Source organism: Saccharopolyspora sp. NPDC049426 (genome assembly GCF_040676935.1).
Classification (GTDB): domain Bacteria; phylum Actinomycetota; class Actinomycetes; order Mycobacteriales; family Pseudonocardiaceae; genus Saccharopolyspora.
This window is the reverse complement of sequence record NZ_JBFAPZ010000030.1, coordinates 1-11,377: the sequence shown is the minus strand read 5'-3', so window position 1 is coordinate 11,377 and position 11,377 is coordinate 1. Positions and strand designations below refer to the sequence as shown.

At 67.5% G+C, this 11,377-nt stretch carries 8 protein-coding genes; all 8 read left to right on the top strand.

What is annotated here, in order from left to right; genetic code table 11:
- Nucleotides 1-781 precede the first annotated feature (781 nt).
- Entirely contained in the window at nucleotides 782-877 is a 96-nt protein-coding gene (gene pqqA, locus AB0J78_RS33280) for a pyrroloquinoline quinone precursor peptide PqqA (protein WP_363796024.1), read from the top strand.
- Nucleotides 878-1,279: 402 nt separating this feature from the next.
- Entirely contained in the window at nucleotides 1,280-1,594 is a 315-nt protein-coding gene (gene pqqD / locus AB0J78_RS33275) for a pyrroloquinoline quinone biosynthesis peptide chaperone PqqD (protein ID WP_363796022.1), read from the top strand.
- Nucleotides 1,595-1,607: 13 nt separating this feature from the next.
- The gene (gene pqqE / locus AB0J78_RS33270) at nucleotides 1,608-2,696 is read left to right on the top strand and encodes a pyrroloquinoline quinone biosynthesis protein PqqE (RefSeq protein ID WP_363796028.1); all 1,089 of its coding nucleotides are present in this window, start codon (nucleotides 1,608-1,610) and stop codon (nucleotides 2,694-2,696) included.
- 481 nt (nucleotides 2,697-3,177) lie between these two features.
- On the top strand, nucleotides 3,178-3,783 hold the full coding sequence (hxlB, locus tag AB0J78_RS33265; protein WP_363796020.1) for a 6-phospho-3-hexuloisomerase: 606 nt from the start codon (nucleotides 3,178-3,180) through the stop codon (nucleotides 3,781-3,783).
- Nucleotides 3,784-3,932: 149 nt separating this feature from the next.
- Nucleotides 3,933-4,931 carry a class II fructose-bisphosphatase gene (glpX, locus tag AB0J78_RS33260; RefSeq protein ID WP_363796018.1) on the top strand — a complete coding sequence of 333 codons (999 nt, stop codon included), beginning with the start codon at nucleotides 3,933-3,935 and terminating at the stop codon, nucleotides 4,929-4,931.
- Nucleotides 4,932-5,047: 116 nt separating this feature from the next.
- Nucleotides 5,048-6,451, top strand: a complete 1,404-nt coding sequence (locus tag AB0J78_RS33255) for an ATP-dependent 6-phosphofructokinase (protein WP_363796016.1) — start codon at nucleotides 5,048-5,050, stop codon at nucleotides 6,449-6,451.
- Between the two features lie 736 nt (nucleotides 6,452-7,187).
- Nucleotides 7,188-8,591 (top strand): LytTR family transcriptional regulator DNA-binding domain-containing protein, encoded by a 1,404-nt coding sequence (locus tag AB0J78_RS33250; RefSeq protein ID WP_363796014.1) that lies wholly within the window; start codon nucleotides 7,188-7,190, stop codon nucleotides 8,589-8,591.
- An 81-nt stretch (nucleotides 8,592-8,672) separates the two neighbouring features.
- Nucleotides 8,673-10,856, top strand: coding sequence for a catalase/peroxidase HPI (gene katG / locus AB0J78_RS33245; protein ID WP_363796026.1), 2,184 nt, complete (start codon nucleotides 8,673-8,675; stop codon nucleotides 10,854-10,856).
- The last annotated feature ends 521 nt before the right edge of the window (nucleotides 10,857-11,377 follow it).

Genomic DNA, 11,377 nt, shown 5'->3' with positions numbered 1-11,377 from the left:
GTTCGAGGATGTCCACGTGCTCGGCGGTCTGGCGGGCCAGGGTCAGCGCGTCTTCGAGGGTGGCGACGTCCAGTGCTACCTGCAGCTTCACGGCATTCTCCTCATCGGTGATGATCGGTGGATTCCGGTAATGGGGCACGGATGACCTGCGTCGAGATCCACAACGCGGCGAGCATCGAAACCGGCCGGAGTCGGCTTCCTGTTCTCGGATTCCGACGGAATGGTTAGCAGATCACAACGTCGCTCGACGGGTACCGTTCGTTGATTCCTTCGGGAGCCACCCTTCCTCGGTTCCGCATTCTTCTCGGAGCCAGAGCGGGCAACGGCCTGTGACACTGCACGGATCTGTACGTCTAGTCAACCAGTGCGGAACGAACGGACGCCATTGCGGCACAAACGGTCGGGAGAAACTCCCAAATGGCCAATTGATGGAGTGCGAAGAATGATGTTGCGATCCGGGTGGACGCCAACGTATGATGCTTCCGGCGCTAACCGCGAAATGTCCGGGTGGCCGGACTGCGATTCCGGTTGAGCGGCCGATTCTGCATCCGTTGAAGAGCGCACGAGACGCTTCAACTTCTGAACTCCTGCAGAGACGTGTCAGCACAGCTCTTCTCGCACGGCCCCGATTGTTGGGAAGCAGCAGATCGGCCTCGCGGGAGTGCTGCGGCTTTCGGCAGCGTCTCCGGGCGTTGCCGGTTCAGCCTGGGCGCTGGCCGTGGTGAACCACCCGGGGGTCAGCCAGAACCTTGCCGTCGAGTCTCGAAAGGAGGTGTGGTCAATGGAGTCCGGAACCCCGCAGTGGGAATCGCCCCGGTTCGAGGAAATCGGGTGTGCGGCTGAGGTGACGATGTACGTCGCCCAGGTCGAGGAGTGAGCCCGCCCGCCGATGGGCGGGTCCGAGCATGACCGTGGACACCGGGCATCCGGTGTCCACGGCGCTCCTGCAGTTGTCGGGACCGCAGTCTGCGTTCCTGACCGGATCGCAGGAGATCGCGGCCCCGGCGGAAGCTCGGAACAGCTCGCCGACCTGCCCGCGGAGCGAAAGATCTTCGTGCATCTGAACAACACCAACCTGAAGAGTGAGCGGATCGCCGCGTTCGAGCGGTACTGCACCTGAGCCGACAGCGAGGGTCTGCCCGCAACCGGCTGGAGCAGGCCTGCGCGACTCCGAGCACGCGGCTGCAGCTGGTGACCGAGCGGTGTCGCTCAGCCGATCAGCGCGAGCGCGCGGTCGCTGCCCCGTCCTTCACGTGCGACGTCCTCTGGAGCATGCTCGATGACATCGACCAAGCCCACCCCGGCTGAACCGGCCCGGTTGCCGGACTCGGCGCGCCCGCGCTTGGCGGCTGCTCTGCGGCTGACCTTCGACGAGGTGCGCGGGCAGCTCGTGCTGCTGGGCCCCGAGTCCGTGCGGGTGCTGAATCCGACCGGCGCGGCGATCCTGCAGCTCTGCGACGGACGGCGGGACGTCAGCGGAATCGTCTCTGAGCTGCAGGATCGTTTCGCCGGGGCCAATCCCGGTGAGGTGCGGGAATTCCTCGGTCACCTCGCCGCCAAGCGATGCGTGGAGATCGATGATGACCGGCACTGATACCGCGAGCACGATGCCCAGCCCGTTCGGCCTGCTGGCGGAGCTGACCTACGCGTGCCCGCTGCATTGCGCGTACTGCTCGAACCCGCTCAACCTCGCCGACTACCGCGACGAGCTGTCCACGGAGGACTGGGAGCGGGTGATCGGCGAGGCGCGCGCGTTGGGCGTGCTGCAGTTGCACCTGTCCGGCGGTGAACCGCTGCAGCGTCGCGACATCGTCGAGATCGTGCGGTTCGGCAGCGATCTCGGGATGTACACGAACCTGATCACCAGCGCTCTCGGTCTGTCGCGCCGTCGCGCCGAAGACCTCCGCGCGGCCGGGTTGGACCACGTGCAGATCAGCGTGCAGGCCGATGAACCGGCCAGTTCCGACCGCATCGCCGGCACGGCGTCGTTCGCGCGCAAGGCCGAGGCAGCGCGGATGGTCAAGGAACTGGGCTGGCCGCTGACGTTGAACGTGGTGCTGCACCGCCAGAACATCGATCGGATCGGCGAGATCCTCGAACTGGCGGAGCAGCTCGACGCGGACCGGGTCGAGCTGGCCAACACCCAGTACTACGGCTGGGCCTGGCGCAATCGGGATGCCCTGCTGCCCAGCCGCGCGCAGCTCGAACGATCCGAGCGGATCGTGCGCGAACAGCGTGAACGCCTGCAGCGCATGGAGATCATCCACGTGCTGCCGGACTACTACAGCAAGTACCCCAAGGCGTGCATGGGCGGTTGGGCGCAGCGGCAGCTCACCGTCGCGCCGAACGGGGACGCGCTGCCGTGCCCGACCGCGCAGTCGCTACCGCTGCCGCGCGCGAGCGTGCGCGAGCACTCGCTGGCCTGGATCTGGCGGGAATCGCCGCTGTTCAACGCTTTCCGCGGTGTCGATTGGATGCCGGAGTTGTGCCGCAGCTGCGTGCGCCGGGACGAGGACTTCGGCGGGTGCCGTTGCCAGGCCTTCCAGATGACCGGTGACGCCTCGCGCACCGACCCGATCTGCCACCTCTCGCCGGATCGCGGGCTCGTCGACGAGGCCATCCGCGCGGTCAACGAGAACGAGGTCGCCCCGGTCGGCGAGCTCATCCCGAGGCCGCACCCGCGCGACCAGCGGTAGGACCGCGGGAAGCGCATCCCATCCGCACCCGGGCCGTGGCTGAGGTGCGGTACAAGACGGCGGCGACTCCGGGCCGGGCATCCCCTCAAGCCGGCCCGGGGCCGCCGCTTTCCACGTCCGGGGAAGCGCCGTCGGTGGCGTGCGCTCCGGTGGTGGGTCGGCATCGCGTTCTCGCGGTTGGGAATCGTGTTCGCGGAGGGATTTTCCTCAGTTCCGTTTGAGCAGGTTTCAAAACCGTTCGTACGACCCGGGTACCTGTTCGTGACTGCGACGTTGACGTAGACGTACAGATCCGTGCAGTCTCTTGAACCAGAATTCATTCGTGCTGCGGTGAAAAGCCGCGGGCCCGAAGAAGGATCGGCTCGCACAGCCGATCTTCTCGGCGAACGTCCAGCAATTGACCTCTGCCCTGTGCGGCCACGGATCAGTGGCCGCGCTGAGCTGATGAGAAGATCCGACCGACGAGTGGAGAGTGTCGCAAATGACGGACACGGGCACTGCTGATCAGAACGTGGGCGAGAAGCTGAACCCTCCCCTCTTCAACTACGCGACGTTGGCCATCAGCACCGAGGTGGACCGGGTCTGCAAGGGCATCCAACCGGCGGCCTGGGCACGGGCCGGAGCGATGTTGCTCAAGGCGCCGGCGGTGTTCACCGTCGGCACCGGGCGGAGCGGACTCGCCCTGCAGATGGCGGCGATGCGCTTCATGCACCTCGGGCTGTCCGCGCACGTCGTGGGCGCGACGACAGCCCCTGCGATCGGTTCGGGCGACGTCTTGGTGGCGGCATCGGGGTCCGGCTCCACGTCCCGCGTGGTGCGGGCCGCCGAGACCGCGCGCAAGCAAGGTGCGAACGTGGTGGCGCTGACCACCGCCGCCGACTCCGCGTTGGCCAAGGCCGCGACCGAGGTGCTGGTGATCCCAGCCGCGGACAAGCAGGATTTCGACGGGAAATCCTCCGACCAGTACGCGGGGAGCCTGTTCGAGCAGTCCGTTCTGCTGCTCACCGACGCCCTGTTCCACGCGTTGTGGCGAACCAGCGGAATTCAGGCCCGCGACTTGTGGCGCCTCCACGCGAACCTTGAGTGAGCAGCACTCGGGGAACCGCGAGGAATTCACCGATTCGATTCGACATCGCGCGTGGGCGTGTGCGGGCCATCCTGTGCTGATCGCAGGGCTCGTCAACTCCGTGATCCCTCTGCCGCAATTGAGGCAACAGACAATTCGAGGAGCCCGAGATGCAGCGCCGAACTGAGCTCGCACCGCGAACTCGCACCGATATCCACACGCTGGAATCGGTCGCACTGGCGGCCACGCACCAGGCCGCGTTGGCCAGCCAGGCCTGGGTCGGCAGGCAGGACAAGAAGGCCGCCGACGGCGTGGCCACCGAGGCCATGCGCGCGGTGTTGGCCGACGCACCGGGGCGGGGGACGGTCGTCATCGGGGAAGGGGAGAAGGACGAGGCCCCGATGTTGTACAACGGTGAATCCGTGGGCAACGGTCTCGGACCGGACTTCGACATCGCAGTGGACCCGCTCGAGGGCACGTCGTTCTGCGCGAAGAACCTCCCGGGTGCGATGGCCACCATCGCCTTCGCCGAGTCCGGGACCTTGTGGTCTCCCGGTCCGGGGTTCTACATGGACAAGATCGTGGTCCCGCCGCGGGCGAAGGGCGTCGTCGACCTCGCCGACTCCCCCGAGCGCACACTGGCCAACGTCGCGAGCGCCCTCGGGAAGAAGGTGGGGGAGCTGCGCGTGGTCATCATGGACAAGCCGCGGCATCAGGACCTGATCGCGCGGGTGCTCCGTGCGGGCGCCGCGGTGCACACCCCCGCCGAAGGCGACGTCGGGGGAAGCCTGGAGGTGCTCCTGCCGACCGGCGACGCCGACCTCCTCCTCGGGGTCGGGGGCACGCCCGAAGGCGTGATGACCGCCGCAGCGGTCCGCGGGCTAGGAGGTGACATGCTCGGTCGCCTCGCTCCCCAACGCGCTGAGGAGGCCGACGCGATCCGCGCGGCCGGCATGGACCTCGACCGCATCTACACCTGCGACGAACTCGCCAGCGGCGATGCCTTCTTCGCCGCGACCGGCGTCACCAATGGATCACTGCTGAGCCGGCCCCGGGAATCCGACGGCGCGGTCCTCGCGGAGTCCCTCCTGATCTCCAGGGGTCAGGTGCGCCGCGTAGCGCACACCACCTTCGGGTCCATTGCGGGGACGATCAGCGTTCCCAGCTGATCCCACGCACCGCAGTGGGCCGGCCGCGTCCTGTGGACGGCGGCCTCGTGGGCGGTCTGACCGTCCACAGCACTCATCCCGCCGGCCATCACGGCCATCACGTTTGAGGAGATCCGGTGACATTGCACCTGGACGACCTGCGCGTTCGCCACCTCGGTGAGTGTCACTACGACTCACCGTTCTCCGAGATACTCGCCGCCAAGCAGACCTCTCCGCACTACGTCGCGGAAGGCGACCGGGTTCTGCTCGAAGACACCGTGTCCATGCTCGCCGAGCACAACCTCCCGCCCACCCGGCTTCCGAGCTTCGAAGCCGCCGGACCGCGCCGCAAGATCTACTTCGACCCGGCTCGCGTCACGGCGGGCATCGTCACCGCCGGTGGGCTGTGCCCGGGCCTCAACGACGTGATCCGGGGCCTTGTCCAAGAACTCACCGTGCACTACGCGGTCAAGCGCATCCTGGGCTTTCGCAACGGATTCCGGGGAATGACCGCCGAACGCTGCAACGACACCATCGAGCTCACGCCCGACCGGGTTCGCGACATCCACAACGCGGGCGGCACCATCCTGGGCAGTTCACGTGGCGCGCAGGACGCCGACGAAATGGTCGACAGCCTCGTCCTGCGAGGCATCAACGTTCTCTTCGTCATCGGTGGTGACGGGGGAATGCGCGCCGCGACGCGCCTGGCCGCGGCGATCCGGGCGCGCGGTCTGGACATCGCGGTCATCGGGGTCCCCAAGACGATCGACAACGACCTGCCCTACACCGACCAGTCCTTCGGGTTCCAGAGCGCGTTCGCGCAGGCCGCCAACTTCATCTCCTCGGTCTCCGTCGAGGCCGCGGCCAGCCCGGACGGGATCGGCATCGTGAAGCTGATGGGCCGGCATTCCGGGTTCATCGCCTGCTACGCCTCGCTGGCCCGCAACGCGGCGGACATCGTCCTCATCCCGGAAGTGCCCTTCGTCCTCGAAGGGCCGGACGGCCTGCTGGCCCGCGTCGAGCAGCACGTGCGCGCCAAGGGCTTCGTGGTGATCGTCGCAGCCGAGGGCGCGGGCCAGGACCTGCTCGCCGAGCGCGGACTGCTCGACGACGCGACCGATGCCTCCGGCAACGCCAAGCTGGGGGACATCGGGGCGCTGCTCCGGGAGAGCATCGCCGCTCACCTGACCGAAGTCGGCCTCGCTCCCACCATCCGCTACATCGATCCGAGCTACGCCATCCGCAGCGTCACCGCGAACGCTTATGACAGCGTCTACTGCCTGCGCTTGGCCCATGCAGCGGTGCACGCGGCCATGGCCGGTCGCACCGAAACGGCCGTCGTGCGCTGGCGACGGCGCTTCGTGCACGTGCCGATGCCGTTGATCACCAGCCATCGCAACCAGGTCGATCCGGACGGCGACCTGTGGATGTCGGTGCTCGAAGCGACCGGGCATCTCGTTCAACCTCGAACGTGCGGCCCGCAGATTGATCTAGGTGGTCGTGGTGACCGAGACGTGTGCCGGTCGACGGCGGGCTTGTAGGGCGGCGTTGCGAACCGGCGGTTATTCCGGAAGTCGGTTCAGCGAAGGGCCTTGGTTGTTGGCGAGTTCTGATTCGGTGCTCGGGAACCGCGTCGCAGGATGGACAAGTCTGCTCTTACCTGTCCTGTGCGCCATGATCAGTATTCGTCCTGGAAGCCGATTCCCTGAAATTCGCATCGGCGGTTTCGGGGCGCGGTTCTCGGCGTCACCAGAGCGAAGTCCGCACTCGTCTCCGAGGTCACGTCCCCCTCCGGAGGGGCGTCGGAGATCGGTGTTTCCGACCTTGCTCTCTGCTTCTCGGCGCGGGCGGTCAACGGGTGATCAGCATGGATGTCTCGTCGCTGACCAGCAGCGCTCGGTCCGGAGACCGCCGCGGGGTGTTGGCGGCTCAGGCCGATCCCGGTCGGCGGTCTCGCCGCCCACCGGCGACGCGGGGTGACTCAGACCACCGCTGGTTGTCGCGTGGTCGCCGTTCGTGCGCCGTTCGCCAGCGGTCGTCGCGCGCTCCTTGCACAGCAAATCCGAGACCACGTAGCTTTCGCCACGATGTCATGAAAACTGAAGCGCGGAATGCCGCGGATTTGGCGTTCGCGCTCAGTTCTCGTGGCACGTCCGAGTGGGCCAGCGGTCCGTGTTCGAAACTGGGCAGCGATTCGAGGCCCGTGCGCACAACGACATGAGCGTTTCCCATGCCGGCATTCGTTCCGGATTGGTAGGAGACCAAAGGCGGTCTTACATGGCAGACATTCACCGGCTCGAGTCGCCGACCCGCAACGCGGGCAAGGCGACGGTGTACGGGGCGTGGGAGCGCTTCGTGCAGGGCGAGGACGACATCCGAGGTGTGCGGCCCGAGGTGGCGCTGTCCTGGCACCGCTGCCGGGATCAGTACCGCGTCGACCCGCACCTGACCGAAGCGCCGGAGGCCGCGACGGATGTCGACCACTCGCTCGAGCACGGCGTCGTGTTCGCCGAACTGGGCTTCCGCGCAGCCTCCGTGGTGGACGACGTGAGCAAGATCGGTGGCGTCGTGACCGTTGCCGATGCCAGTGGCCGGGTCCTGGCCGAATGGGGAGACAAGGCCACGCGCTCCTTCGCCGCCAAAGCCAACCTGGCGCCGTGGTTCTGCTGGTCGGAGGGTGCCACCGGCACCAACGGCATGGGCACGGCGCTGGAGACGCACGCGCCGGTGGTGATCCGGGGCGCCGAGCACTGGTGCGAGGCGTTCCACGACTGGACCTGCGCGGGTGTGGCCGTGCGGGACGTGGTGACCAAGGAACCGGTCGCGGTGCTCAACATCTCCTGCTGGCGCAGCGAGCTGCCCGCTCCCGTGGGTGCGTGGCTGAGCAACGCCGCCAGCAGGACGCAGTTCATGCTGCGACGGCGCGCTCGGGACGCCGGCGCCGAGCTGGTCGCGGCCTACAACCACACCAGGTCGCGGTCGAAACTGGGGCTGGCCGCCGTGGATCCCGCAGGTCGTGTGGTGATCGCCGACGATGCGGCGAGCGTGCTGCTCGGCGTCCCGAGCTCGACGCCGGCACCTGATCCCGCGATGAGGTGGGAACCCCGGGGGCTGCCGGGTCTGATCCGCGCCTCCCGCTATGCCGCCAAGCAGGCCTCGTGCAATCCCGCTTGGGTCGGCTCGACGCAGATCTACACCCACCTCGCCGATGAGCCGACGCCGATCACCTTCCGGCCCGTCTTCCTGTCCGGTCACCTGGTCGGCAACCTGATCTCGTTCGGGGTTCACGAGGGTGAGCAGCTGCCGCGGATGGAAGGCGGCGGTGGTTCACACGACCAGGGCGAGGCGTCCCGGATCGTGGCGATGCGGGAGAACCGGATGGTGCTGCTGCGACTGCCGGAGATCGCCTTCGCCAAGTCGGAGGGCAACGACGTGTGGCTGTCGACCGACCAGGGCCGCTTGCGGGCGACCTGGCCTGCGCTCGACAAGCTCGAAAGGGAGCTGGGCGGAAGCGGTTTCCTCCGGGTGCACCGCCAGTTCGTGGTGAACCTCAGCCGCATCCGGGAGGTCGAGCGCGGTTTCAAGGGTGAATTGGCCCTGGTGATGGACAACGAGGCGAACACGATGGTGTCGGTGTCCCGGCGCAACGCTCCTGCGGTGCGCCGGGCACTGGGCATCTGAGGGCGCCGGAAGACATCGGGAGGAGCTTCCGTGCCGGAGAATCCGGATGCCGTGGCGATCATCAGGAACTACGACCAGAGCGTGCAACGGGAGGCGGTGCGCAGTCGGAACCACCCGGCCGCGGGTGGGGACAGCCGTGACTGGTGGCCCCACCGGCTGAACCTGGAGATCTTGGCCAAGCACCACCCTGCGGCCAACCCGTTGGGCCCGGATTTCGACTACGCCGCCGAGTTCGCCGAGCTCGATCTCGACGTGCTGGCGCGGGATGTGGATCGGGTGCTGACGAAGTCGCAGGAGTGGTGGCCGGCTGATTTCGGGCATTACGGTCCGCTGGTGCTGCGGATGGCGTGGCATTGCGCCGGGACCTACCGAGTCGGCGACGGCCGGGGTGGAGCGGCTTCGGGGATGCAGCGGTTCGCGCCGACCAACAGCTGGCCGGACAACCGCAACCTGGACAAGGCGCGCAGACTGCTGTGGCCGGTCAAGCAGAAGTACGGCCGCAGCATCTCGTGGGCGGATCTGATGGTGTTCGCCGGCAACCGGGCGCTGGAGTCGATGGGTTTTCGCACTCTGGGCTTCGGCGGCGGTCGAATCGACGTGTGGGAGCCGGACGCCGACGTCTACTGGGGGCCGGAACGCACCTGGCTCGGCGACGAGCGGCACACGGGGGTGCGCGACTTGGAAGAGCCCCTCGCCGCCGACGAGATGGGCCTGATCTACGTCGACCCGCAGGGCCCGGCGACGTTGCCCGATCCGATCACCTCGGCCCGCGACATCCGGGCCACGTTCGGGCGCATGGGGATGAACGACGAGGAGACCGTCGCGCTCATCGTCGGTGGCCACACCTTCGGCAAGACTCACGGCGCCGCCGACGTCACCCGCAGCCTCGGTGCTGATCCTGAGAGCGCGTCGCTGGAGGAACAGGGCCTGGGTTGGCGGAACGCCCACGGCAGCGGCAAGGGCGCCGATGCGATCTCCAGCGGCCTGGAGGGGATCTGGACGCCGAATCCGACGCAGTGGGACAACGGGTTCCTGGAAACCCTGTTCGCCTACGAGTGGGACGTGGAGCTCAGCCCCGCCGGGCTGTGGCAGTGGGTTCCGCGCGAAGGCCAAGGGCATGGCACGGTCCCCGACGCGCACGACCCGTTCAAGTCCCACACCCCGACGATGCTCACCACCGATCTCGCCCTGCAGGAAGATCCCGCCTACGAGCGGATCGCCCGCCGTTTCCTGGCACGCCCGGACGAACTGGCCGATGCCTTCGCACACGCGTGGTTCAAGCTCACCCACATCGACATGGGCCCGATCCAGCGCTACCTCGGCCCGCTGGTGCCCGACGAGCGGATGATCTGGCAGGACCCGGTCCCCGAACTCGACCACGAGCTGATCGACGACGCCGACATCGCCGATCTCAAACAACGCCTCCTCACCTCCGGCTTGACGGTGTCACAGCTGGTGTTCACGGCCTGGGCCGCGGCGTCGACCTACCGCGACAGCGACAAGCGCGGCGGCGCCAACGGTGCCCGCATCCGGCTCCAGCCCCAGTGCGACTGGGACGCCAACGACCCCGACCTGACCGCGCCCGTGATCGCCGAGCTGGAACGCGTCCAAGAGCGCTTCAACGCCGATCAGGACGGCGGAAAACGGGTGTCACTGGCCGACCTGATCGTGCTCGGCGGCTGCGCCGCGGTGGAGCGCGCCGCGGTGCTGGCCGGCCACGACGTTCGGGTGCCGTTCACCCCGGGACGCACGGATGCCACCCAGGAGTGGACCGACGTGGAGTCGTTCGCCGCGCTCGAACCGCGCGCGGACGGGTTTCGCAACCACCTCGGAGCGGGCGCCCGGTTGCCCGCCGAGTACCTGCTGGTCGACCGGGCGAACCAGCTGACGCTGAGCGCTCCGGAGATGACCGCGCTCGTCGGAGGACTGCGCGTGCTGAACGCCAATCGCGGGCGGACTCGGCTCGGCGTGCTCACCGAGACGCCCGGGAGGCTGACCAACGACTTCTTCGTCAACCTCCTCGACATGCGCACCGAATGGGTGGCCATGTCGCCGAAGCGCGCATTTCCCAACTCCTTCGAGGGGCGCGATCGCGCGACCGGTGAACCTCGGTGGACCGCGAGCCGGGTCGACCTCGTCTTCGGCTCGCACTCCGAGCTGCGCGCGCTGGCCGAGCACTACGCGGCCGAGCAGGAGGACTTCGTGCGCCGATTCGTGGCCGCGTGGGACAAGGTCATGAACCTGGACCGGTTCGACATCCGCTGAGGAGTTTCGTGGGCGGTAGGTGATTCAGTGCGAGCGGTGCAGCTGGCCGAGTTAGCGGTTAACCCTTCCGGGGCGGTTCTCGTCACAGTAAAATTCCGGAGTATCACAGGTTAATTGGCCGGTATTCGGAACTGGCGGACGAAGAATCGAAACGCTGTCGCCGCGCCAGGACGTGCCTGTGGGAGGGAACAGCGCATCAGCGCGCAATTTTCGGTCATTGCAGCTGATCTCGTCCCCTTTCTGTGAGATCACCGAGGGAGGCGCCGGTGAAACCGGTGTGTTCGCACGCCTGCCGTTGCTCTCCTCGGTGAGAAGGAGTGTCTGCGGAGGTGTGGAGCGGTGGGTGCGCTGTGCCTGCGAACTGCAGGAGCACCCATTCGCCAGCGGCCCAGACCTGTACGAGCGATCCGGACGTGGATTCGAAATGAGGAGGTGAGGTCCGATGACTACGACTCAGGAACGTGAAGACCTTCTGAGTGAGCTCGGGTTGGATGCGCAGAACAGTGCGGCGATTGGTCGTG

Coding starts and splice junctions, on each gene's coding strand:
- pqqA (WP_363796024.1), top strand. CDS start 782: ATGGAGTCCGGAACCCCGCAGTGGGAATCGCCCCGGTTCGAGGAAATC.
- pqqD (WP_363796022.1), top strand. CDS start 1,280: ATGACATCGACCAAGCCCACCCCGGCTGAACCGGCCCGGTTGCCGGAC.
- pqqE (WP_363796028.1), top strand. CDS start 1,608: ATGCCCAGCCCGTTCGGCCTGCTGGCGGAGCTGACCTACGCGTGCCCG.
- hxlB (WP_363796020.1), top strand. CDS start 3,178: ATGACGGACACGGGCACTGCTGATCAGAACGTGGGCGAGAAGCTGAAC.
- glpX (WP_363796018.1), top strand. CDS start 3,933: ATGCAGCGCCGAACTGAGCTCGCACCGCGAACTCGCACCGATATCCAC.
- AB0J78_RS33250 (WP_363796014.1), top strand. CDS start 7,188: ATGGCAGACATTCACCGGCTCGAGTCGCCGACCCGCAACGCGGGCAAG.